The 23,553-nt window shown below is 72.9% G+C and carries 21 protein-coding genes and 1 pseudogene; 11 read left to right on the top strand and 11 right to left on the bottom strand.

What is annotated here, in order from left to right; all coding sequences use genetic code 11:
- Positions 1–71: 71 nt before the first annotated feature.
- From KME66_RS02240 to KME66_RS02225, 4 genes are all read right to left on the bottom strand, one after another.
- Positions 72–515: a response regulator gene (locus tag KME66_RS02240; RefSeq protein ID WP_073223746.1), complete on the bottom strand. Its 444-nt coding sequence runs from the start codon at positions 513–515 to the stop codon at positions 72–74.
- Positions 512–2,143: an ATP-binding protein gene (locus tag KME66_RS02235; protein WP_216318324.1), complete on the bottom strand. Its 1,632-nt coding sequence runs from the start codon at positions 2,141–2,143 to the stop codon at positions 512–514. Before KME66_RS02235 ends, KME66_RS02240 begins: the two co-directional genes overlap by 4 nt.
- A complete protein-coding gene (locus tag KME66_RS02230) occupies positions 2,133–3,368 on the bottom strand; it encodes a PP2C family protein-serine/threonine phosphatase (protein WP_253208207.1) in 1,236 nt (411 codons plus the stop codon). The genes KME66_RS02235 and KME66_RS02230 overlap by 11 nt, the downstream gene beginning before the upstream one ends.
- A gap of 205 nt (positions 3,369–3,573) precedes the next feature.
- The gene (locus KME66_RS02225) at positions 3,574–4,467 is read right to left on the bottom strand and encodes an RNA polymerase sigma factor SigF (RefSeq protein WP_073223743.1); all 894 of its coding nucleotides are present in this window, start codon (positions 4,465–4,467) and stop codon (positions 3,574–3,576) included.
- 254 nt (positions 4,468–4,721) lie between these two features.
- On the opposite strand from KME66_RS02225, the gene KME66_RS02220 reads away from it, so the two are divergent.
- Positions 4,722–6,206: an SDR family NAD(P)-dependent oxidoreductase gene (locus KME66_RS02220; RefSeq protein ID WP_216318317.1), complete on the top strand. Its 1,485-nt coding sequence runs from the start codon at positions 4,722–4,724 to the stop codon at positions 6,204–6,206.
- Between the two features lie 673 nt (positions 6,207–6,879).
- Here the strand turns inward: KME66_RS02220 and KME66_RS02215 are convergent.
- The 3 genes and pseudogenes from KME66_RS02215 to KME66_RS02205 form a co-directional block, all read right to left on the bottom strand.
- Positions 6,880–8,307 (bottom strand): annotated as a pseudogene (locus tag KME66_RS02215) (lipase maturation factor family protein); the annotation flags it as partial.
- A 78-nt stretch (positions 8,308–8,385) separates the two neighbouring features.
- A complete protein-coding gene (locus KME66_RS02210) occupies positions 8,386–8,898 on the bottom strand; it encodes a DUF1990 family protein (protein WP_216318315.1) in 513 nt (170 codons plus the stop codon).
- The gene (locus KME66_RS02205; RefSeq protein WP_216318310.1) at positions 8,895–9,776 is read right to left on the bottom strand and encodes a YndJ family protein; all 882 of its coding nucleotides are present in this window, start codon (positions 9,774–9,776) and stop codon (positions 8,895–8,897) included. The genes KME66_RS02210 and KME66_RS02205 overlap by 4 nt, the downstream gene beginning before the upstream one ends.
- Positions 9,777–9,947: 171 nt before the next feature.
- Here KME66_RS02205 and KME66_RS02200 point away from each other — a divergent pair, with 171 nt between their 5' ends.
- The 4 genes from KME66_RS02200 to KME66_RS02185 all read left to right on the top strand — a co-directional run bounded on the left by KME66_RS02200 (position 9,948) and on the right by KME66_RS02185 (position 15,591).
- Positions 9,948–11,045: a DUF6777 domain-containing protein gene (locus KME66_RS02200; RefSeq protein ID WP_216318307.1), complete on the top strand. Its 1,098-nt coding sequence runs from the start codon at positions 9,948–9,950 to the stop codon at positions 11,043–11,045.
- A 66-nt stretch (positions 11,046–11,111) separates the two neighbouring features.
- Positions 11,112–13,175, top strand: a complete 2,064-nt coding sequence (locus tag KME66_RS02195) for a serine/threonine-protein phosphatase (RefSeq protein WP_216318304.1) — start codon at positions 11,112–11,114, stop codon at positions 13,173–13,175.
- A gap of 151 nt (positions 13,176–13,326) precedes the next feature.
- Complete coding sequence (locus KME66_RS02190) at positions 13,327–14,694, top strand: wax ester/triacylglycerol synthase family O-acyltransferase (RefSeq protein ID WP_216318302.1); 1,368 nt, start codon at positions 13,327–13,329, stop codon at positions 14,692–14,694.
- A 36-nt stretch (positions 14,695–14,730) separates the two neighbouring features.
- Complete coding sequence (locus KME66_RS02185) at positions 14,731–15,591, top strand: Fpg/Nei family DNA glycosylase (protein ID WP_216318298.1); 861 nt, start codon at positions 14,731–14,733, stop codon at positions 15,589–15,591.
- A gap of 5 nt (positions 15,592–15,596) precedes the next feature.
- On the opposite strand, the gene KME66_RS02180 is transcribed toward KME66_RS02185, so the two are convergent.
- Positions 15,597–16,232 (bottom strand): zf-HC2 domain-containing protein, encoded by a 636-nt coding sequence (locus tag KME66_RS02180; RefSeq protein ID WP_216318295.1) that lies wholly within the window; start codon positions 16,230–16,232, stop codon positions 15,597–15,599.
- 70 nt (positions 16,233–16,302) lie between these two features.
- On the opposite strand from KME66_RS02180, the gene KME66_RS02175 reads away from it, so the two are divergent.
- The 4 genes from KME66_RS02175 (at position 16,303) to KME66_RS02160 (ending at position 20,169) form a co-directional block, all read left to right on the top strand.
- On the top strand, positions 16,303–17,055 hold the full coding sequence (locus tag KME66_RS02175; RefSeq protein WP_216318292.1) for a LytTR family DNA-binding domain-containing protein: 753 nt from the start codon (positions 16,303–16,305) through the stop codon (positions 17,053–17,055).
- A gap of 62 nt (positions 17,056–17,117) precedes the next feature.
- Complete coding sequence (locus KME66_RS02170) at positions 17,118–17,480, top strand: hypothetical protein (RefSeq protein ID WP_073223733.1); 363 nt, start codon at positions 17,118–17,120, stop codon at positions 17,478–17,480.
- Positions 17,477–18,982 (top strand): cation acetate symporter, encoded by a 1,506-nt coding sequence (locus KME66_RS02165; protein WP_073223732.1) that lies wholly within the window; start codon positions 17,477–17,479, stop codon positions 18,980–18,982. Before KME66_RS02170 ends, KME66_RS02165 begins: the two co-directional genes overlap by 4 nt.
- On the top strand, positions 18,979–20,169 hold the full coding sequence (locus KME66_RS02160) for a sensor histidine kinase (RefSeq protein ID WP_073223731.1): 1,191 nt from the start codon (positions 18,979–18,981) through the stop codon (positions 20,167–20,169). The genes KME66_RS02165 and KME66_RS02160 overlap by 4 nt, the downstream gene beginning before the upstream one ends.
- A gap of 18 nt (positions 20,170–20,187) precedes the next feature.
- Here the strand turns inward: KME66_RS02160 and KME66_RS02155 are convergent, their stop codons facing one another.
- On the bottom strand, positions 20,188–20,703 hold the full coding sequence (locus KME66_RS02155; RefSeq protein ID WP_216318289.1) for a hypothetical protein: 516 nt from the start codon (positions 20,701–20,703) through the stop codon (positions 20,188–20,190).
- Between the two features lie 112 nt (positions 20,704–20,815).
- On the opposite strand from KME66_RS02155, the gene KME66_RS02150 reads away from it, so the two are divergent.
- The gene (locus KME66_RS02150; RefSeq protein ID WP_073223729.1) at positions 20,816–21,013 is read left to right on the top strand and encodes a zf-HC2 domain-containing protein; all 198 of its coding nucleotides are present in this window, start codon (positions 20,816–20,818) and stop codon (positions 21,011–21,013) included.
- Here KME66_RS02150 and KME66_RS02145 read toward each other — a convergent pair.
- The gene (locus tag KME66_RS02145; RefSeq protein ID WP_216318286.1) at positions 20,947–21,519 is read right to left on the bottom strand and encodes a sigma-70 family RNA polymerase sigma factor; all 573 of its coding nucleotides are present in this window, start codon (positions 21,517–21,519) and stop codon (positions 20,947–20,949) included. The two genes, KME66_RS02150 and KME66_RS02145, sit on opposite strands and share 67 nt — an antisense overlap.
- Before the next feature lie 267 nt (positions 21,520–21,786).
- On the opposite strand from KME66_RS02145, the gene KME66_RS02140 reads away from it, so the two are divergent.
- Complete coding sequence (locus tag KME66_RS02140; protein WP_216318283.1) at positions 21,787–22,983, top strand: CapA family protein; 1,197 nt, start codon at positions 21,787–21,789, stop codon at positions 22,981–22,983.
- A gap of 17 nt (positions 22,984–23,000) precedes the next feature.
- On the opposite strand, the gene KME66_RS02135 is transcribed toward KME66_RS02140, so the two are convergent.
- Entirely contained in the window at positions 23,001–23,462 is a 462-nt protein-coding gene (locus KME66_RS02135; protein ID WP_073223726.1) for a universal stress protein, read from the bottom strand.
- Positions 23,463–23,553: the final 91 nt, after the last annotated feature.

Here is a 23,553-nt window from a genome sequence, read left to right as displayed (position 1 = left end):
AGGTCGGAGACCTTTTCCGCCAATCGTCTACCCGTGGCGAACGATCCCACTCCAGGAGATCCGGACCGATCCTACGCACGTCCGGGCAGCCGCACCACGGTCACGAAGAACTCGTCGATCTGGCGGACCGCCGCGATGAACTGGTCGAGGTCCACCGGCTTCGTCACGTAGGCGTTCGCGTGCAGTTTGTAACTGCGCAGGATGTCCTCCTCGGCCGAGGACGTGGTGAGGACGACCACGGGGATGAGGGAGAGCTCGGGGTCGCCCTTGATCTGCTCCAGCACCTGCCGGCCGTCGTACTTGGGCAGGTTCAGGTCCAGCAGCACCAGGTCGGGGCGGGGGGCCCCGGCGTACTGGCCGCGCCGGTAGAGGAAGTCCAGCGCCTCCTGCCCGTCGCGCACGACGTGCAGGGTGTTGCGGATCTTGTTGTCCTCGAAGGCCTCACGGGTCATCAGCTCGTCGCCGGGGTCGTCCTCGACGAGCAGGACCTCGATGGGCTGGACTGGCGCGTTCACGATGGGTCTCCCGACTGACTGGTGAGCTGGGCGGGAGCGAGCAGCTCCGCCGTGGTGTGCGCGGGCGCCTCGGGCGCCACGGGCAGGGTGAAATGGATCCGGGTGCCTTCGCCCGGTTCGGGCTCCAGCCAGATCCGGCCACCGTGGAACTCGATGATCTTGCGGCAGAGGGCCAGGCCGATGCCCGTGCCGTCGTACTCGTCGCGGGCGTGCAGTCGCTGGAAGATGACGAACACCTTGTCCGCGAACTCGGGTGCGATGCCGATCCCGTTGTCCGACACGGTCAGGTGCCAGTTCTCGTCCTCGCGCACGCAGGCGACGGTGATCCGGGGCGAACGGTCGGGGTGGCGGAACTTCACCGCGTTGCCGATGAGGTTCTGCCAGACCATGGTGAGGGCGGTGGCGTCCCCGACGAGCTCCGGCAGCTCCTCGGGCCGCTCGACGGCCGCCCCCGACTCCTCGACCGCCGCGGCCAGATTGCCCAGGGCGCGGTCGAGTGAGCGCCCCAGATCGACGGGCTTCCAGCCGTCGTGGACCCGGCCGACCCGCGAGAAGGTCAACAGGTCGTTGATGAGCACCTGCATGCGCTTGGCGCCGTCCACCGCGAAGGCGATGTACTGCTTGCCCCGGTCGTCCAGCTCCGTCCCGTACCGCTTCTCCAGGAGCTGGCAGAACGAGGCGACCTTGCGCAGCGGCTCCTGGAGGTCGTGCGAGGCGACGTACGCGAACTGCTCCAGCTCCGAATTGGACCGGCGCAGCTCCTCCGTCTGCTCCGCGAGCAGGGACTCGCGGTGCTGTGCCTCGGCCAGCTCGTCGGCCAGCCGCCGCCGCATCGCCTCCACCGCCCAGGCCACGGCCTGCACGTCGGAAGGACCCTTGATCTCGATCCTCTTGCCGAAGGCCCCCGACCTGACGCCTTCGGACGCGGCGCGCAGCCGGCTCAGCGGGACGCCCACCACCCGGTGGAGCAGCACGCTCAGCGCCACGATGGTCAGCACGAGGACGCCCAGCAGGATGCCCACCACCCAGTCGCGGGTCGTGCGTGCGGCGTTCAGGTCGGCCCGCGCCCCGTCACGGGCCTCGGCCAGATGTTCCTGCTGGGCGGTGTAGGTGCGTCGCAGGTCGTCGAACGCGCTCTTGCTGCTCTGGAGCTGGGCGGTGGCGCCGGAGCGGCTGGGACCGGCCTGCCGTACGGCCGCGATCAGCGGTTCGGCCTTGTCCTGCCGCCACCGCACGGCGGCGGCCTCGACGGCGTCCAGGTCCTTCGCGAGCCGCTCGTCGCCGCCCACCAGCTGCCGCGCCTGGGCCAGCCGCTCCCGCTCGGCGCTCTTCCCTGCCTCGTACGGTTCCAGGAAGGACCGGTCGCCGGTCAGGGCGAACCCCCGGACCCCGGTCTCCTGGTCGAGCAGGGCGTTCTGCAACTGGAAGGAGACCGACCGCGCCGGCTGGATGCGGTCCACCAGCTCGTCGGTGCGCTCCGACATCCGGGACAGCACCAGACCGCCGATCACCAGGCAGCCGCAGACGACCACCACGAAGCCGCCGAGTATCAGATGGACCCAGGACTGCACCGACAGCCGGGCGGCGAGGCCCTCGTCCGGTATGCCCTTGGTGCGGTCAGTGTTCATCGTCTTCCGATCCCCAGCCCAGATGCAGTACGGCCACATCGTCCGCGAGTCCGCCGTACGGTGCGGCCCCCTCGGCGGCGCCGGCCACCAGGGCGTCCACGAACGCGCGGGCCGGCAGATGCCCGTTGGCCCGTGCCATCGCCAGCAGTCCTTCCTCACCGAGCCGGCTGTCCGGTCCGTCGCGCCCCTCGAACAGGCCGTCCGTGAAGAGCACCACTCCCGCGGCGGGCGGCAGCGGGACGTCCACCGTCGGCCACCGGCCCATGCCGGGCAGCAGCCCCAGCGCCATCCCGCCCTCGGTCTCCACCCAGCTCACATCGGTGCCCTGGCGCATCAGCAGCCCGGGGTGCCCGGCGCGCAGGACCTGGACGGTCCGCCGGTCGGGCGCGAACGCCAGGGAGGTGACCGTGGCGAACACGTGCGCGTCCGACCGCTCGGCGACCAGGATCTCCTCCAGCAGAGCCGTCTGCTCGACATGTGACATACCGCACAGGACGGCGGTACGCCAGGCCACCCGCAGGCACACGCCGAGCGCGGCCTCCGCCGCGCCGTGCCCGGAGACGTCGCCGATCACGGCGTGCACGGTGCCGTCCGAGGTCTGGACGACGTCGTAGAAGTCACCGCTCAGGAGCCCGTGCACCCGTCCCGGCTCGTAGCGGGCGCGGGCACGGAACCGGTCGTCCCGCAGCAGGGGAACGGGCAGCAGCCCGCGCTCCAGCCGGGCGTTCTCCTGGGCCATGAGCTGGTTGGCGCGCAGCGCCGCCGCGGCCCGCTCGACTTCCTTGCGCTGGAGGGCGTAGCGGATCGCGCGCGAGAGGATCTCGGGGCCCAGCCGGCCCTTGACGAGGTAGTCCTGGGCGCCTCCGGCGACCGCGCGGAGTCCGGTGCCCGAGTCCTCCAGGCCGGTGAGGACGACGATCGCGGCCTCGCCGTCGGCATCCAGGATCTGGCGCACGGCGTCCAGGCCGTGGACGTCGGGGAGGTGCAGGTCGAGAAGGACGCACACCGGCTTGGTGGAGGCGCGCAGGAACGTGCGGGCCTCGCCCAGCGTCTTGCACCAGGTGAGGGCGGAGTCCAGCTCGCTGTCGGTGAGCATCTCCTCGACGAGCAGCGCGTCACCCGCGTCGTCCTCCACGAGCAGGATCGTCGCGTCGAGGTTCCACAGCGGGGGCTCTGGGCGATGGGGGACGCCGACCTGCTGGGTGGGGATTTCGGGTATGCCCACAGGACTCGGCGATGTGCCCACGGGCAACTCGGTCAAGCCTCCACCCTCTCGTGCGACGGCGCGGTGCATCCGGCCTGATCGTCCAGAAGCATAAGCGACCTCGGGCCTCTCGGGAGACGGGGCCGTCGGGCGGACGGCACGAAGCCGCCCGCCCGGAGGGGCGGACGGCTGGATGACGTGCGAAGCCCGAAGGGCTCGCGCAGGCTTACGCCTCGATGCTCATGCCCTTGCGCAACTGCTGGACGATCCTGCTGAGCAGCCGCGAGACGTGCATCTGGGACACGCCCAGCTCCGCCCCGATCTGCGACTGGGTCATCTCCGCCCCGAACCGCATCTGCACGATCCGGCGTTCCCGGTCGTCGAGCTGCTCCAGCAGCGGGGCCAGGGTGTGCAGGTTCTCGACGGTCTCCATGCCCGGATCGGCCTCGCCGAGGACGTCGGCGTAGGCCCGCTGCTCCTGGCCGGAGTCGCTGTCCGCGGACGGGGTGTCCAGCGAACCGGCCGAGTAGCCGTTGGCGGCCACGAGCCCCTCGATGATCTCCTCCTCGGGGAGGTCGAGGTGGGCGGCCAGTTCCTTGACGGTGGGGTCGCGGTCGAGGCGGGCGGAGAGCTGCTCCTTCGCCTTGGCGAGGTCGACGCGAAGCTCCTGGAGCCGGCGCGGCACATGCACCGACCAGGTGGTGTCGCGGAAGAAGCGCTTGATCTCCCCGACGATGTAGGGGACGGCGAAGGTCGCGAACTCGACCTCGCGGGACAGGTCGAACCGGTCGATCGCCTTGATCAGGCCGATCGTGCCGACCTGGATGATGTCCTCGGTGTCGTCGCCGCCGCGGTTGCGGAAGCGGGACGCGGCGAAGCGCACCAGCGAGAGATTCATCTCGATCAGGGTGTTGCGCGCGTACTGGTGCTCGTGCGTGCCCTCCTCCAGGACCTGGAGGCGGTCGAAGAAGATCTTCGACAGGGCCCGTGCGTCCTGCGGGGCGACCTTTCCGGCGTCCTCGACCCAGGGCAGCTCTCCGGAGACGTCCGCCGTCCGCACGCCGGTGCGGTCGTCGCTCAGCGGCGTCGTCCCGGTGGCTCGCGCCGACATCGCCGTCATGGTGTCACCCTCCCTGCTGCCCAATGTGTCGGACGGTCGCCTTCCCGGTCCCGGCGAAGTCATGCGTGCCGTCTTCCGCTTTTCTTCTCCCTTTCCTCCGGCGGTGCTCCGGGCCGTCGTGATCCGAGCCGTCCGCGCGGGCCCCTCGCACGCCGCTCGAACGGAGCAGTGGCCCGCGCATGGCAAACTTGAGCGGGGTGTTTCGGCCTGCGGTGATCCACGGCCCGCGGCGAGAAGATGACAGAGGAACGGCAATGACGGTGACAGAGGACAGCCCGGAGTTCGCTCCCGGAATCGAGGAGTTCGGTCCCGGAATCGATCCGGAGCGGCTGGCCGTCTGCCTGAGCGTGCTCGACGAGCTCGACAGGATCGAGGTGGACCACCCGGACGCCATCCGCGTCCGCCGCGCCACCGCCGGGATCTACCGCACCGTGAAGCAGCGTCGCCGTCAGGAGCGCCGCGCCGCGAAGACCGCCCACGACCGGGCCGTCACCGAGGCCACGGCGACCGGCTCGGCCGACCGCATCGACGACGAGACGCAGGGCGTGCTGCCCTCCTCCTCGGCCAAGGCCGAGATCGCGGGCATCCTCCAGCGCCCCAGGTCCTGCTACATCTGCAAGACGCGCTACGTCGAGGTCGACGCGTTCTACCACCAGCTGTGCCAGTCCTGCGCCCAGGAGAACCGTGCCCGCCGCGACGCCCGTACGGACCTGACCGGACGCCGGGCGCTGCTCACCGGCGGCCGGGCGAAGATCGGCATGTACATCGCGCTGCGGCTGCTGCGCGACGGCGCGCACACCACGATCACCACCCGCTTCCCCAACGACGCGATCCGCCGCTTCAAGGCGATGGAGGACAGCGGCGAGTGGATCCACCGGCTGAAGATCGTCGGCATCGACCTCCGCGACCCGGCGCAGGTCGTCGCGCTGGCCGACTCCGTCGCCGCCGAGGGCCCGCTGGACATCCTGATCAACAACGCCGCCCAGACCGTGCGCCGCTCTCCGGGGGCCTACAGCGAACTGGTCGGCGCGGAGTCGGCGCCGCTGCCCGCGGGCGAGCTGCCCGCCGCCGAGGTCATCGGCACCTTCAACAGCGGTTCGGTCGACCGGGTCGCCGCCCTGCCCGGCGCGCGCAAGGAAGGCCTGAGCGCCCAGGAGGTCACCGGCCTCGCCCTGGTCACCGGCTCCGCGTCGCCGGCCCGGATCGCCGCTGGCACCGCGATCGACGCGGGCGGCCTCGTCCCCGACCTGCACGACACCAACAGCTGGATCCAGACGGTCGACGAGGTCGAGCCGATCGAGCTCCTCGAAGTCCAGCTCTGCAACTCCACCGCGCCGTTCATCCTCATCAGCCGGCTGCGCCCGGCGATGGCGGCGACCGCCGCGAAGCACGCGTACGTCGTCAACGTCTCGGCGATGGAGGGCGTCTTCAGCCGTGGCTACAAGGGTGCGGGCCACCCGCACACCAACATGGCCAAGGCCGCGCTCAACATGCTGACGCGCACCAGCGCGCAGGAGATGTTCGAGAAGGACGGCATCCTGATGACCGCCGTGGACACCGGCTGGATCACCGACGAGCGACCGCACCCGGACAAGATGCGCCTCGCCGAGGAGGGCTTCCACGCCCCGCTCGACCTGGTCGACGGCGCTGCCCGGGTCTACGACCCGATCGTGCGCGGTGAGGGCGGCGAGCCCCTCTACGGCTGCTTCCTCAAGGACTACGCCCCGGCGAACTGGTAGTCCAGCAGGCCCGACGGGCCGGTCGATCCGGCAACCCCGGCGGTCCGGCCGGCCCCACCGGCCCGGCAACCCCAACGGCCCAACCGGACGGACGGTCTCCGCGCGGCAGCCGAAAACCCGGCCCAGGATGATTCCTGGGCCGGGTTTTCGCTGTACCCGATGGCCGAAAGTGACCTACTGCACACGTTCTATCGAGCGCGGCGGCGCTCATTTGGTTACGCTGAGGCGAACGGACGTCATCGAGGGGCCCACGAAGGTTCCCCGACCGTCCTGGGACACGGTCGGAAACCCGGTCGCTGTCCCGCCCCGAACCGGCGCCACCGCGACCGAACAACACCATCCCTGCCCCACTCGGGGCGGTCGCGCTCCGGCATCGGTGCCGGAGCGTCGGCGACGCCCTGGGTGACGCGACACAGAGGAGTGCGCGGTGACGACACCGGAACTTACCGAACGCGAAATGCGCCCCGCCGAACGCACCTCCGGGCGGCCCGGCCGCCCGGAGAAGCTGCGGAACATCGAGGTCTGGGCCAGGTCCGCCCCCATCCGGCTCGCCGGATACGAGGACGACCTCGCCGAGCCGCACATCCTGCCCGGCATCGACTGAGGCCCGCCCGGCGGCCCGCGGCGACTGAGCCGCGGGCCGCCGATCAGCCCGTCCCGCGGCCCGTCCCCCGCCCTTCCGCTCCGGCGGCAGCGGCCGGGAGACGGGCCGCAGGAATTCCCGGACGTGGGTGCGGTGCCACCAGCATCCGGTGGCCCGCAGCTCCCGCAGGCCGGTGAACCGGTAGCGGAACACCCGGGCGCGCACCTGGCGGGGCGGCCCCTCGGGGAACGGGTTGCGGCCCAGCAGCCGGAGGGTGTCCCGGTCGCCCGCCAGCAGCCGCTCGACGAAGGGCCCGAACCAGGAGCGGGCGTACGCGGGGGAGAGCGCCGCGAACCACATCATCCAGTCGAGCCGCAGATGGTACGGGGCGAACAGGCGCGGCAGCCTGCGCGGATCGCCCGGTTTGCCGCGGAAGCCGTACTCCCGCCACTCGGCGCCCTCGTGCGCCACCGGATCCGCGCTGCCCTCCACCACGACCTCCAGCCGCATCCGGCTGATCGAACCGAACGCGCCGTAGGTGTTGACCAGGTGCAGGGGATCGTAGGACCGGTTCATCGCCTGCCGCCGCGCGACCAGATTGCGCGCCGGGCGGTAGCTGAGCACCAGCACCAGGGCGGTCACGGCGATGACGGCCACCTCGTACCAGAGGGGCGGCGCTGCCTGAGGTGGCGGCGGCCCGGCCAGGGGGGTCCAGTCGACCACCGAGAGCGCCAGCGCGATGGTGAGCCAGTTCAGCCAGGCGAAGTTCCCCGACAGGACCAGCCAGAGCTGGGTGAGGACCATCAGCCCGGCCGCCGCGCTCGCCACCGGCTGCGGGGTGAACAGCAGGAAGGGCACCAGCAGCTGGGTGACATGGTTGGCCGCCGCCTCCGCCCGGTGCACCGGCCGGGGCAGATGGTGGAAGAACCAGCTCAGCGGCCCTGGCATCGGCTGCGTCTCGTGATGGAAGTCCAGGCACGTCAGCTCCCGCCAGCACGCGTCGCCCCGCATCTTGATCAGCCCCGCGCCGAACTCCACCCGGAACAGCAGCCACCGCAGCAGCCACAGCACCAGCACCGGCGGGGCGGTGTCGCCGGTGCCGAGGAAGACCGCCAGGAACCCCGTCTCCAGCAGCAGCGACTCCCAGCCGAATCCGTACCAGACCTGCCCCACCTGGACGATGGACAGGTACAGCACCCACGGCAGTGCCCAGAGCAGCATTCCGCCCCACAGCGGCAGGAGACCGTCGAGCCCCGCGATCAGCGCGGCCGAGACGGCGCAGCCCAGCCAGGCGACGGCGGCGAAGAAGCGGTCGGAGTAGTGCAGCCGGAAGAGCCCCGGAGCGGCTCGCCACGGGGTGCGCCGGAGCAGTTCGGGGACGGGCAGCATGCCGCGCTCGCCGATCAGCGCGCGGAACTGGAGGACGGCGGAGAGGAAGGCGACCAGGTAGACCGCGGCGAGAGTCCGCTGGAAGATCAGCCGGCTCAGCCAGTAGCCGTCCGCGGTGAACCAATCCATCCCTGCCAGTATCGGCCCGGGGGCGGCTCAGGGCTTCCCGTCGCCGGCCCCGGGGCACTCGGCCGCGGAGGGCGCCTGTCAGCCCGCGGCGACGATCCTGCGGAGCGTACGGCCGAGTCTGCGCGCGTACCAGTGCTGTGCGACGGGGACCAGCGGACCGGCGAGGCGGGTGTACCAGGCGTCGGGCCGCGAGAACGCCAGGACGGTGAACCACACCGTGCCGTCGTCCGCGAGTTCCACCACGAAGCACTCCTCGCCGCGTTCCGGATGCCCGGCCCGGGTGCCGTAGCCGAAGCCGGTGCGGCCGTCCTCCCCGTACGCCGCCCAGATCACCTCGCACGGGGCGGTGAAGCGCAGCGGGCCCAGCCCCGCGGAGATCCGGACGTCTCCGCCGGGCTCCGCACGCCGGGCCGAAGCCTCCACCCGGGCGCCCGACGCGCGGTGCATCCGCCACTCGGTGATCGCCGCGCCGGCGGCCGCGAGGTCCCCCGCGCCCCGGCCGACCGGGGTGCGGTGGTGGAGGTGGTGGTAGCCCCGGGGGAGCGGGCCCAGGCGGGTCGCGCCGACCTCCGGGTAGGTGAGGGTGCTCATGCGGTCCTGCCTTCGGTGGGAGTGCCGATGGGGGTGAGGGCTGCTGCGCGGGCCGGTTCGTGGGTGCGGATACGCCGCCAGGCCAGCAGCGAGCAGAGTGCGAAGCCCAGCGCGTTGCCCAGGCCGTGGGTGGCGGCCATCCAGGTCAGGCTGGGGTGGGGGAGTCCGGTCGCCTCGCCGAGCGCCCAGCTCAGCGCGAGCAGCATCGTCGCCACCAGGACGGCGGCGGAGGCGAGGAGCAGCAGGCGCGTCGTCCGGTCCCGCCCCTCCTCGTGCCCCATGCGCCAGGTCAGCAGGCCCACGGTCCACATGCCGGCGGTCAGGACGACGGCTCCGGCCAGCTCCGCCCAGTCGCCGATGAAGTACCCGAGGAGGACGAGCGCGGTGCCCGTCGGCACGCTCAGTGCGGCGAAGCCGCCCGCGGGGCCGTCGGAGACCCGGCAGACCAGCCCGGCGACCAGGGCCGCGGCGAATCCGGCGAAGTGGAAGTGCGGCACGGTCAGCGCCAGGATGCCGAGATCGAATCCGAACAGCTCGTGCCCCCGGCGTTCGGCGACCAGGGCGGTCGCGGCGACGGCCGGGGCGACCAGTGCGGTGAGCAGGGCGATCCCGGCCGGGTCGAGCCTCCGGCCCCGGGTCGCCCGGCGCGAGGCGTGCGGGGCGTGCAGGGCGAGCGCGACGGTGCCCGCGGCGTAGACGCAGGCGAGGACCGTGGCCGTGGCGCCGCGCGGCAGCCAGAGGGCGAGTGCGCCCGGCGCGGCGAAGAGAGGCCAGAGCCGGCGGATGCGCTCCAGCTCCCGTTGCCCGGTCAGCCGCAGCCCCGCCGGCACGACGACGAGCATGCCCAGCATGACGATGGCATGGACCAGTGCGGACATGACCACCCCCTTTGATTTGAACGTGTTCAACACCTGGCGTCGAGAGTAGAGGATCAATTGAACGCGTTCAAGACGGGGGGTTTCGGCCGGTCGTCCGCTTGCGGGTCCGTGCCCGGTGCGGCACAGATGGTGACACCGATCCTTATCCCCCGGGACAGGCAGGAGAGCTCTGTGCGCTCACCAGGACGATTCCGGCGTACCGCGCTCGCCGCGCTGTCCGCCGGGGTGCTGCTCACCGTCGCCGGCTGCGGCGAGGGCGGCGACCGTACGGCGAAGGGCACCACGGGAACCGCGGAGGCCAAGGACGTCCTGCTCCAGCCGCTCGCCTCGCCCGGCCCCGGGCCGTTCACCGCGTCCACGGCGGGAGCGGCGGCCACCCCGTCCCCCACCGGCGCACCGGACGCCGAACCGGACTCCGGCACCCGGACGGTCCATCCGGTCTCCGGCGCCGTCCCCGGGCTCTACGGCGGCACCCGGTCGGTCGCCGCCTGCGATGTCGAGCGGCAGACCGCCCTCCTGACCGACGACGAGGACAAGGCGGACGCCTTCGCCGAGGCGGCCGGGATCGAGGCCGTACAGATCCCCGGCTATCTGAAGTCCCTCACCCCGGTCGTCCTGCGTGCCGACACGCAGGTCACCAACCACGGATACAGCGCCGGATCGGCCACCGCGTTCCAGGCCGTGCTCCAGGCGGGCACCGCCGTCCTGGTCGACAGCCGCGGGATGCCCCGGGTCCGCTGCGCCTGCGGCAACCCGCTGGGCCCGCCCGAGGCCGCCGACGGGAAGGCGGCCCACCGGGGTGAGCGCTGGCCCGGCTACGACCCCGGGCGCATCGTGGCCGTCGAGCCCGGCGTGAAGGCGGCCACGAGCCTGATCATCGTCAACGCCGACGACAACACCTGGATCGAGCGGGCCATGGGTGACAGCGGCGGCCGCGACCGGGCTCCGGACCGCCCGCCGCCCTTCGAGCCCGACACCGACCTGCTCTTCCCGTCCCCGGGCCGCCCCTCCGAGCCCCCGCCCCCGGACTCCACCCCGTCCGGGCCCGCCCCCTCCGAGCCGGAAGCGCCGACGGACCCCGGCCCCGGCGAACCGTCCGACGGCTTCGGCGACCCGCCGCCCGAAGAGCCGTGGGAGTACGAGGAGGGCGAGCCGGACGTGGTGCCGGAGCCGACCCAGGTCTTCCCGGCCGAGCCGGAGGAGCCGGACGGGCCCGTGGAGCCGGACCTGCCCATGGAAGCGGATCTGGGCGACGTGTTCGCCGGCTGACCGGTCGAGGTTCGAGCAGCGCAATCGGACAAGAGGAATAGGGAAAATGGTGGCAGAGTGGCCCACATGGATGATCGGGTAGCGGGTGCCCTGTCGCTCCCCGAAGACTGGCCCGCCCACCCGGACCTCAGCCTCGCCCTGAACCGAATGGGCAGCTTCGACTGGGATCTCGACAGCGGCCTCATGCACATGGACCGCACCGCCCTGGACGTGTTCGACCTGACCCCGGACGAATACGACGACCGGCCGGACTCGCTGTCGCCGCGCGTGCCGACGGACGAGGCCCAGCGCCTGGACGCGCTCGTCTCGCACGCCCTCAAGAGCGGGCGCACCAACTACGGCGCGTACTTCCGCATCCAGCGGCGCGACGGCTCCCTGCGCTGGACCCACACCCAGGGCTTCGTCCGCCGCGACAGGACCGGGCGCCCGCGTCGCATCATCGGGATCGTCCGCGACGCGACCCAGGAGCTGGCCGACTCCACCGCCCGCCGCGAGCTGGACGAGGAACGCAGCCAGCGCACCAGCCTCGTCGAGGGCACCACGGCCGCCCTGGCCCACGCCCGTACGGTCAAGGACGTCATCGCCGTCCTCAAGAACTCCCAGGGCCTCGCCCACCTCGGAGCCACCAGTCTCGTCATGGGCCTGCTGGAGTCCGGCCGCATCCACCTGGTGGCCGACGGGCCCGAAGGCGCGTACGTCCCCGGCACCCGGTACACCCGGGTGGACGAGCAGTACCCGATGAGCGAAGTGGTCCGCACTCTGTCGCCCCGCTTCATCGAGTCCGCCGAGGACTTCGCCGCTTCCTACCCGATCCTGTGGCGCAACATCAGCCGCCTCGGCATCACCTCCGCCGCCTACATGCCGCTGATCGCCCAGGCCCGCCCGATCGGTGCGCTCGGCCTGCTCTACCGGGACAAGGGCGGCTTCACCGCCGACGAGCGCAATCTGCTGATGGCGCTCGGCACGTCGATCGCCCAGAGCCTCCAGCGCGCGATGCTCTACGAACAGGAGCACGACCTCGCCGAGGGCCTCCAGCAGGCCATGCTGCCGCGCCGGATCCCCTCCGTGCCCGGGGCGCAGGTCGCCGTCCGCTACCGCTCGGCCCGCCTCGGCCGCGACATCGGCGGCGACTGGTACGACCTGATCCCGCTGCCCGGCGGGAGGGTCGGCGCCGTCATCGGGGACGTCCAGGGGCACGACACCCACGCCGCGGCCGTCATGGGGCAGCTCAGGATCGTGCTGCGCGCGTACGCCGCCGAGGGGCACAGCCCCGCCACGGTCATGGCACGCGCCTCCGTCTTCCTGCACGAACTGGACACCGACCGCTTCGCCACCTGCACCTACGCCGAGGCCGACCTCACCACCGGGGTCGTGCAGGTCGTCCGGGCCGGGCATGTGGACCCGGTGGTGCGGGATGTCGACGGCAGCTGCCGCCGCGTGGTGGCCGAGGGCGGACTGCCGCTCGGCCTCTCGGCGGAGTTCGGCCGGCTGGAGTACCCGGTCTCCACGGTCGAACTGGACCCCGGCCAGACGATGATCCTCTTCACCGACGGCCTCGTCGAACTGCCGGGCTCCGACCTCGACGAGGGGATGCAGCGGCTCACCTCCCTCGTCGCCAACGGCCCCCAGGACCTCCAGAAGCTCGCCGACCAGCTCTGCGAAGCGGTCGACGGGCGCGGCGGCCAGGACGACGTCGCGGTGCTGCTGCTGCGCCGCCGGGCCGCGCACGCCCCGCAGCCGGGCGGCCGGCTCCAGCAGCACGTGGCCCAGAACGACCCCGAGGCGCTGAGCTCGTCCCGGCACATGATCCGGGCCGCGGTCCGGGCCTGGGGAGCGAAGGACCGGGCCGACGAGATCGAGCTCGCGGCCGACGAGCTGATCACCAACGCGCTCATGCACACCGACGGCGGCGCCATCGTGACGATCCGCGTGCTCGCCGGAACGGAGCGACGGCTGCGCGTCGACGTCGAGGACCGCTCCAGCGCCCTGCCCCGCCGCCGTGACGCGGGGGAGGAGGGGGTGTCGGGGCGCGGCCTGATGCTGGTCGACCGGCTGGCCGACGTCTGGGGGGTGGAGTCGCGGGGCAGCGGCAAATGCGTGTGGTGCGAGTTCCTCATCCCGACCCGGTGAGGGCCGGACCGGACCTCCCGTGCGGACGTGACCGACGCACAGGCGTAACAGTACGTAACATGTCCATGCTTGACCGTGACCGACCGCAAGCGATTGACTGCGAGGGGCCTCCGCACTCCGGCCCCGCCGCTTCGACGACATGAGGCCCCCGTTGGGTACCGAGCTTCTGGCCCCCCTTGATCTCGCTTTCTGGCACCTCGAATCGGACGCCCATCCGATGCATCTGGGCGCGCTCGCCGTCTTCGCCTCGGCGCCCGGCGCCGGGCCCCAGCGGATCCTCGACCTGCTCGGGACCCGCGCCGCCGCCATTCCCCGGCTGCGCATGTGCGTACGGGACGTCCTGCTGCCGGTCGGCGGCAAGGCCTGGACGGTGGACAAGGACTTCGACGTGCACCGGCACGTCGAGCGGGTCGCCGTGGCCGACGGCGACTTCATGGCGGGGGCCACCCGGCTGGCCGGTGAACTGATGGAGCGGCCGCTCGGGCGCGGGCTGCCGCCCTGGCGGATGTACCTGATCTGCGGTGCGGACGGCGGCCCCTTCGCCGTCCTGGTCAAGCTGCACCACGCCCTGGCCGACGGGATGCGGGCGGTCGCCATCGGCGCCGGGATCTTCGACGAGATCGCCGCCGTCACCGCCGCCCGTACCACCGCCCGGGGCCGCACCGCCGTCCCGCCCCGCTCCTGGCTGCCCGACCCACGCGAGATGGCGGGCATGGCGCTCGGACGGATCGGCGAGGTCGGCCGGGCGCTCGGCGTCGGGGCCTCCGTCGTCCGTGCCGGCCGCCTCGACCTGCGGGGTCCCTCCGCCCTCACCGCACCCTCCAGCGGCACCCGGCGCCTGGCCACCGCCGACCTCGACGCCGGAGACCTCCAGCGGATGCGCCGCGCCGAGGGCGGCACGGCCAACGACGTCCTCCTGGCCGTCGTCGCCGGGGCGTTGCGCCGCTGGATGGCCGGGCGGGGCGAGGCCCTGCCCGCCGCCGACCCGCGCGCCCTGGTGCCCGTGTCCCGGCGCCGGCCCGGCGGAGCCGCCGCTTCCGGCAACCGGCTCTCCGCCTACCTGCTGCCCCTGCCGGTCACCTGCGACGACCCGCGCCGGCGGCTCGGGGCGGTGCGGACCGCGATGGACCGCAACAAGGCGGCGGGCCCTCTCAGGGGCGCCGGAGCCGTCGCCGTGCTCGCCGACCAACTGCCCCCGCTGGCACACCGGTTCGGTGCACCGCTGGCGGCGGGCGCCGCCCGTGTGCTCTTCGACGTCCTGGTCACCAGCGTGCCGCTGCCGCGCTCCGCGCTCTCGCTGGGCGGCTGCCCGCTGACCGCCCTCTACCCGATGGCGCCCCTGGCCCGCGGCCAGTCCCTGGCGGTCGCCCTGTCCACCCACGGCGGCCGGGTGCACGTGGGCCTGGTGGCCGACGGCAAGGCACTGCCCGACCTGGACCGGCTCGCCGCAGCGGTCGAGGACGAGTTCACGGAGCTGTACGCCCTCGTCACCGGCACGGACCGCCAACCGGTCTCCTGACAGGCGGCGACGCACCGGCTGCGGCAGGCTGGAGCCATGCCCGAACTGCCCGAAGTCGAAGCCCTGCGGGCCTTCCTCGACGACCATCTGGCCGGCAAGGAGATCGCCCGGGTGCTCCCCCTGGCGATCAGCGTCCTGAAGACGTACGACCCGCCGCTGACGGCTCTGGAGGGCACGAGGGTCACCTCGGTCGCCCGGCACGGCAAGTTCCTCGACATCGAGGCGGGCGGACTCCACCTGTGCACCCACCTTGCCCGGGCCGGCTGGCTCCGCTGGAAGGACTCCTTCCCCGCCGCCCCGCCCCGGCCCGGCAAGGGGCCGCTCGCCCTGCGCCTGGTGACCACGGACGGCGACGGCTTCGACCTGACGGAGATGGGCACCAAGAAGAGCCTGTCGGTCCACCTCGTCCACGACCCCGCACACGTCCCCCGCATCGCCGGACTCGGCCCCGACCCCCTCGCCGGCACCTTCGACCGCGACGCGTTCGCCGCACTGCTCGCCGGGGAGCGCCGCCAGATCAAGGGCGCGCTGCGCGACCAGTCCCTGATCGCGGGCATCGGCAACGCCTACAGCGACGAGATCCTGCACGTGGCGAAGATGTCCCCGTTCAAACGGACCGCCGACCTGACCGAGGACGACGTCACCCGGCTGTACACGGCCCTGCGTACCACCCTGCGGGACGCCGTGGACCGCTCCAGCGGGATGGAGGCGGGAAAGCTCAAGGCGGAGAAGAAGACCGGGATGCGCGTCCACGGGCGTACCGGCGAGGCCTGCCCGGTCTGCGGGGACACCATCCTGGAGGTCTCCTTCAGCGACTCCTCGCTCCAGTACTGCCCCACCTGCCAGACGGGCGGGAAGCCGCTGGCCGACCGCAGACTCTCGAAGTTCCTCAAGTAGCGGCGTCACCGCGTCACCGTCACCAGCCGCCGCCCGTCCGCCGTGCGCACCTCGAAGTGGTCGATGCCCTCCGGCCGCAGCGCCGCGCCGCCCGACACCTCCACCGGACCGCCCTGCACACCCCCGGCCGACCAGCTCCCCACCGTCTCCTCGCTGCCGTCCCGGCCCACCGCGACCAGCGCGCACACCCCCACCACCGGAAGGCGCGCCACCTCCAGCGCGACCGCCGTCCCCCACTCGCGTCCCGCCGCCGTCACCACGGCGGCCACCCCCGACGACGCGTCCGTCCCGGACCACCGCTGCGGGCCCGCCCCCTCCACCGGACCGCCCGGCAGGCCGGCCACTGCCACCGGGCCGCCCACCGACAGCACCACCGCGGCCGCCACCAGGGCGAGCCGCCGCCGGGCCGCCCTGCGCCGCCCCGCCGCCACCGCGTCCGTCAGGCGCTCCACGAACCCCGGCCCCGGGACCACCGGCGCCCCCACCACCGCCAGACCGTCCCGCACCCCGGCGAACTCCCCGGCCCGCAGCCGGCACCCGGGGCAGAGCGCCAGATGCTCCTCGAAGCGGAAGGTGTCGGCGCTCCCGAGCACACCCAGCGCATAAGCCCCCACCCGTACGTGGGGTTCGGTCGTCTGCATGTACTGCGGTACGGGAACAAGCCGCGCATCACTCACGCCATCGGCCCCCACACGTCCTAAACTCCGGCCCATGCTGCGCGTACTCGCCGTCGACGACGAACAACCCGCCCTGGAGGAACTCCTCTACCTGCTGCGCGCCGACCCCCGTGTCCGCAGCGCCGAGGGCGCCACCGGGGCGACCGAGGCCCTGCGCCGCATCGGCAGCGCCGTGGACGCGGGCCCCGACGACGCGTCCGCGATCGACGTGGTCTTCCTCGACATCCACATGGCCGGTCTCACCGGGCTCGACGTCGCCCAGCTCCTCGCCGGCTTCGCCGCGCCGCCGCTCATCGTCTTCGTCACCGCGCACGAGGGCTTCGCCGTCCACGCCTTCGACCTCAAGGCCGTCGACTACGTCCTCAAGCCGGTCCGCCGCGAACGCCTGGCCGAAGCCGTCCGCCGGGTCGCCGAACAGGTCGGGGACCGGTCCGCGACCGTCCACGACAGCGCGGGCGACCAGATCCCGGTCGAGCTCGGCGGCGTCATCCGCTTCATCCCCATCGACGAGATCGCCTACGCCGAGGCGCAGGGCGACTACGCCCGCCTGCACACCTCCGGAGGCAGCCATCTCGTCCGCATCCCGCTGACCACCCTGGAGGAGCGCTGGCGCTCCCGCGGCTTCGTCCGGATCCACCGCCGCCACCTCGTCGCGCTGGGACGGATCGACGAACTGCGCCTGGACGCGGGCAGCATGAGCGTGCGCATCGGGGAGGCCGAACTCGCCGTCAGCCGCCGCCACACCCGCGCCCTGCGGGACCTCCTGATGCGCCAGGGCGGCCGCTGACCTGGCAGGACCTTCCGGCAGCCCTTCCCAGCACCACCCGGCGACGCCTACACTCCGAGCCCATGTCCGCAGAGCCAGCCCCCCGGCGCGAAGTGGTCACGGGGGAGCCGCGCCGGGTGCGCCCGCTGCCCCGCTACCGCACCCAGTCGGAGATCGACGAGCAGACCGCCCTCGGCGGCGCCTATGTGCGCTCCCTGATGCGCGGCCAACTGCGCGCCGGGCTCACCGTCTTCGGCTTCCTCGCCCTCGTCGCGGGCACCCTGCCGCTGCTGTTCGCCGCGCTGGACAGCTCCGCCCTGGTCTGGGCGGTCCTCGGCTTCGCCGCCTACCCGCCGCTCACCCTCGCCGCCTGGTGGTACGTCCGCAGGGCCGAGCGCAACGAACGCGACTTCGCCCGGCTGGTGGAGGGCCGCCCCGCACCGTGAGCACCCCCGACCACATGGCGTCCTGGGTGGCGGTCGTCCTCGTCGTCCTCGCCACCGTCCTCGTCGGCGGCTTCGGCCTGCGCATCTCCCGGACGACCTCCGACTTCTACGTCGCCTCCCGCACCGTGCGGCCCCGTCTCAACGCCGCCGCGATCAGCGGCGAATACCTCTCGGCCGCCTCCTTCCTCGGCGTCGCCGGACTCGTCCTCGTCCACGGCCCCGACATGCTGTGGTATCCGGTCGGCTACACCGCCGGATACCTGGTGCTCCTGATCTTCGTCGCCGCACCACTGCGCCGCTCCGGGGCGTACACCCTGCCGGACTTCGCCGAGGGCCGGCTCGAATCGCGGCAGGTCCGCCGACTGGTCAGCGTCCTGGTCGTCGGGGCGGGCTGGCTCTACCTCGTACCCCAGCTCCAGGGCGCCGGGCTGACCCTGATGATCCTCACCGGGGCTCCGGGCTGGCTCGGTGATGTCCTCGTCGCCACGGTCGTGACCGCCGCCGTCGCCGCCGGCGGCATGCGCTCCATCACCTTCGTCCAGGTCTTCCAGTACTGGCTGAAGCTCACCGCCCTCCTCGTCCCCGCCCTCTTCCTGGTCCTCGCCTGGCAGGGCGACGGCCGGCCCCGGGCCGGCTTCGACGCCCAGCTCGCCGTCTTCCGCGCCGACCACCCGCTGTACGCCACCTACGGCCTGATCGTGGCGACCTTCCTCGGCACGATGGGCCTGCCGCACGTCGTCGTCCGCTTTTACACCAGCCCCAATGGCCGCGACGCCCGCCGCACCACCGTCGCCGTCCTCGCGCTGGTCGGCCTCTTCTACCTGCTCCCGCCGGTCTACGGGGCGCTCGGCCGGCTCTACACCCCCGAACTGCGGTACGGGGGAGACGCCGACGCCGCCGTCCTGCTGCTGCCCGCCCGGGTCATCGGCGGCCTCGGCGGCGACTTCCTCGGGGCCCTGATCGCCGGCGGAGCGTTCGCCGCGTTCCTGTCCACCGCGTCCGGGCTCACCATGGCCGTCGCCGGGGTCATCACCCAGGACGTCCTGCCCTCGCGCGGGGTACGCCACTTCCGGCTCGCCACCGTCCTCGCCATCGCCGTGCCGCTCGCCGGGTCCCTGCTGGTGAGCCGGGTGCCGGTGGCCGACGCGGTGGGCATGGCCTTCGCCGTCTCCGCCTCCTCCTTCTGCCCGCTGCTCGTCCTCGGCATCTGGTGGCGGCGGCTCACCCCGCCCGGGGCCGTGGCGGGGCTCCTGCTCGGCGGCGGGTCCGCGCTCCTCGCCGTGGCCATCACGGTCAGCGGGGCCGTGCGCCCACCGGGCTGGCCGCACGCCCTGCTCGCCTGGCCCGCCGTCTGGTCCGTCCCCGTGGGCTTCCTCGCGATGATCCTCGTGTCGCTCGCCACCCCGGGGCGCGTCCCCCCGGGCACCAACGCCGCCATGACCCGCTTCCACCTCCCCGAAGCCCTCTCCTCGGCACGGGCGGCCCCGGGGCGGGAGCGATGACCGGGGCCGCCGTCGCCGTCGTCGTCGTCCTCGCCGCGCTGCTGTTCGGCGCCGGCTGTCTGCTGGGGCGCCGTACCGCCCGCCCCGTGCGCCCCAGCGACGTCGGCACGCCCGTCGAGCACGCCACCTTCGAGACCCTGCACACCGCCTCGCTGGCCGCCCCGCCGCTGCGGGCCGGTCTCACCGAGGAGAGCGCCCGGCGCTCCGCCCGCCGGCTGCGCTCGCTGCTCGGCACGGACGCGCTCTGCCTCACCGACCGGGAGCGGGTGCTGGTCTGGGACGGGGCCGGGCACCACCACGGCAAGGAGGTGATGGAGCATCTGAGGGTGCTGCTGGACAACGGCCGCGACACCGCCTTCGACAGCGGCTGCGGCGACCTCGACTGCCCGTTGCGCTGGGCCGTCGCCGTCCCGCTCACCGTCGAGAACCGGGTCCTGGGCGCGCTCGTCGCCTACGCCCCGCGCGAGTCGGCGGTGCTCGCCCGTGCGGCGGGGGAGGTGGCGCGCTGGGTCTGCGTCCAGCTGGAACTGGCCGAGCTGGACCGCTCCCGTACGCAGCTCATCGAGGCCGAGATCAAGGCTCTGCGGGCCCAGATCTCCCCGCATTTCCTCTTCAACTCCCTCGCCGCCATCGCCTCGTTCGTCCGCACCGACCCCGAGCAGGCCCGCGAACTGCTGTTGGAGTTCGCCGACTTCACCCGCTACTCCTTCCGCCGGCACGGGGAGTTCACCACCCTGGCCGACGAACTGCACTCCATCGACCAGTATCTGGCCCTGGTCCGCGCCCGGTTCGGGGAACGGCTCGCCGTGACCCTCCAGGTCGCCCCCGAGGTGCTGCCCGTCGCGCTGCCGTTCCTGTGCCTCCAGCCGCTGGTCGAGAACGCCGTCAAGCACGGACTCGAAGGGGCGGTCACCCGCAGCCGGATCACCATCAGCGCCCTGGACGCCGGTTCGGAGGCCGAGGTGGTCATCGAGGACGACGGGACCGGGATGGACCCCGAGCGGCTGCGGCAGATCCTGCGCGGCGAGGGCGGCTCCTCCACCGGCATCGGCCTGCTCAACGTGGACGAGCGGCTGCGCCAGGTCTTCGGCGACGACTACGGGCTCGTCATCGAGACCGGGGTCGGGGCGGGCATGAAGATCACCCTGCGGCTGCCCAAGTACCGCGCCGGGGTGCACGGTTCCTGACCCCGCACCGCGAGGGGCTCAGCACAGGTGGACGGCCAGGTGCCCCAGCGGCAGCCCCAACTGCCAGGCGGGCGTCCAGACCCGGATCTCCCGGTCGTCCGCCGGGCCGGCCGCGGCCTCCCGGGGGGCGGGGGCGATCGCGTCCAGGTCCGCCGCGAGCAGTTCGGTCTCCTCCAGCCAGCGCCAGGCCTCCCGGGCCAGCTCCAGGTCGGGATCGCCCCTCTCGGCGCACCGCCGCGACTCCGCCAGCCGCGCGCAGACCCAACTGCGCCACGTGCCCTCGTACGCCGTGAGCACGCGCAGTTCGTCGACCCGCGGTTCGGGCAGGGCCCGCGGGGCGGGCGCGTCCCGCGGGAACTCGCACAGGAACATCGTCAGCGCGAGGGCGTCACGCCCCGCCCGGAACTCCAGCGTCGTCGGCTCCATCAGATCGCCGGTCCGTAACAGCTCGTCGGCCAGATACTCGGTGGTCAGCCAGGTCATCGGCACCCGGAGCCCGCTCCCACCGGCCTCATCCGTATCCTCGGGACGCATCCCGTCTCGCCTCTTTCCTTGCTCGGTACCGGGCTTCTCGCAGCATTGAACCGGGGGCGGCCGCCCCGCGTGGGCAGAAGGGGAGGATCGCCCAGGAGATGCGAGGCTGCGAATGAGTGCCGACCCCGGCGACGACCCGCATGTGCACCCGCTGCTGGGCGCCTACGTCCTGGACGCCCTGGACGCCGAGGAGACGTGCCGGGTCGCCCGTCACCTCCAGGGCTGCGACGGCTGTGCCCGGGTCTACGTGGAGGTGGCCGAGGCCTCCGCCCTGCTGGCGCTGCTCCGGGCGGAGGACCTGGGGGAGTAGCCCGGCAGCGTGCGCGCGAGCACTCGCAGGGCGTAGTACGAACGGGACTTGACGGTGCCCGACGGGATGCCGAGCACCTGTGCCGTCTCGCCGACGCTCAGCCCGCGGAAGTAGATCTGCACCAGCACGGCGCGGTGCTCGGCGCTGAGGGTGCGGACCGCCTCCCGGACGTCCAGGGTCCGCACGGCGCGGTCCGCGGTGTCCAGGGCGTCCGGGGTGCTGTCCAGTACCGAGTCGCTGACCTCGACGGGGCGGGCCTGGCGCGAGCGGCGCGCGTCGATGGCCAGGCGGCGGCCGACGGTGAACAGCCAGGGCCGCATCGAGTCGTAGGGAGCGTCGAACGCCTCGGGGTGCTGCCAGGCGCGGACGAGGGTCTCCTGCACCAGGTCCTCGGCGCGCTGCCGGTCCCCGAAGGTGAGACCGAGGAGGAAGTGGAACAGGGCGGGACCGTGGTTCCGCTGCAACTCCGCCAGGGTCCGTTCGTCGGTCGTCGTGGTGGTCTTCATGAACGTCCTCTCCCGCCGGGGTCCCTGACGGCCGCGTTGCCGACTGGCGTATACGAACGCATTCGGCGGCGCGGGAACAGGCGGTGCACCGATGCGTGCGACGAGCGGTCGCTCAGTGCGGCGAATGGTGCGGTGAACGGTCGAGGGGCCGTCGGGGTCGGGCGGTACGGCCAGTTCAGCTAGGTATGCGGCACTGCTTCTTGCCTATCCGGTATGACGATATGTGTAGTCGGATGGTCGCAATCATCCGAACATGGAGTCGAGCAGATGACGCAGCGCATCCGACCGGGCACCGTGGCCGCCATCGCCCTCCTGCTCGCCGCGGCCGCCGGCTGCACCGGGCAGCAGCCCACGACGGCCGAGCCGGGAGGGCCGCCCGCCGCCCGGGGAGCGGGCGGCCAGGGCGCCGCGGGACCCCGCCCGTTCACCCTCCTCGCCGCGGGCGACGTCCTGCCGCACTCCTCCGTCATCGACCGGGCCGCCGTCGACGCGGGCGGCGCCGGCTACGACTTCGCCCCCATGCTGGCCGGCGTCGCCCCGGTCGTCTCCGGCGCGGACCTGGCGTTCTGCCATATGGAGACCGTGTACGGGAAGAAGGGCGGCCCCTACACCGGCTACCCGAGCTTCAAGTCGCCCCCCGAGATCGCCACGGCCCTGCGCACCACCGGGTTCGACTCCTGCTCCACCGCCTCCAACCACACCCTCGACGACGGAGCCGAGGGGGTCCGGCGCACCCTCGACGCGCTGGACGGGGCGGGCATCCGGCACGCCGGCTCCGCCCGCAGCGCCGCCGAGGCCGCCCGGCCCACGATCCTGCCCGCCGGCCCGGGGGAGGGCGCGGCCAAGGTCGCCCACCTCGCGTACACCTATGGCACCAACGACATCCCGCTCCCCGCCGACCGGCCCTGGACGGTGAACGTCACCGACGAGCGAAAGATCATCGACGAGGCCCGGGCGGCCCGCCGGGCCGGCGCCGACGTCGTCGTCCTCTCCGTGCACTGGGGCACCGAATGGCAGGACGAGCCCGACGCGCGGCAGCGGGAACTCGCCGAGCGGCTCACGGCCTCCACGGACCGGGGCCGCCCCGACATCGACCTCGTCGTCGGCACCCATGCCCATGTGCCCCAGGCGTACGAGAAGGTCAACGGGACCTGGGTCGTCTACGGCATGGGCGATCAGATCGCCGGAGCGATGATCAACTACGAGGGCGCCCAGGACCCGCGCGGCAACCAGAGCTCGATGGGCCGCTTCACCTTCGCGCCGCCCGCGAAACCCGGTGAACGCTGGAAGGTGACGAAGGCGGAGTTCGTCCCGCAGTGGTACGACACCAGCACCGGGCGCGCCGTCAACCTCAACACCTCCCTCGGTGCGGGGGCCGAGCACCTCCGCGAGGTCCGCGACCGCATCCGCAGCGTCGTCCTCGGCCGGGGAGCGGACCGGGACGGGCTCCGCATGGGTGAGTGACGGTCGCCGGCGGGGTCCTACGGCACCACGGTGACCGGCCAGCGCCCCGCCTTCACCAGACGTACCGCCACCGAACCGACGAAGCGGTGCCCGGCCGACTCCGAGGCCCCGACCACCACCGCGTCCGCCTTCAGCTCGTCGGCCGCCGTCACCAGCCCGTTGTAGGGGTCGCCCCGGAAGGTGTGGAACTCCCAGCGCACGGCCCACGTGTCCTTGAAGCGCTCCGTCGCCTCCCGGATCTCCGATGCCAGCGAGTCCGCGACCTCCCCCGTCGTGTCGCCGACCGGTACGCCCAGGGCCGCGCCCGCCGTCATGACCGGCTGGACGTAGACCAGGGCCAGCACGGCGTTCTGCCGGCGGGCCAGGCCGGCGGCGTAGGCCGCCGCGCGCATCGACGAGTCGGAGCCGTCGAGCCCGGCGACGATCACCTTCGGGCCGTCCGTGCCGCGTTCGAAACGATCAGGCTGCTGCTCTGTCACGGCTCCGAGGCTATCGGCTCGTCCGGAGCGGGAGAGTCCGGGCCGTCGGCGGGCCTCGGGGCATAGCGTCATACTGGGTCGTTCGGGTGCA

Source organism: Streptomyces sp. YPW6 (assembly GCF_018866325.1).
Taxonomy (GTDB): Bacteria; Actinomycetota; Actinomycetes; order Streptomycetales; family Streptomycetaceae; genus Streptomyces.
Note: the sequence above shows the minus strand (reverse complement) of the source record. Positions and strands in the feature narration are given on the sequence as shown.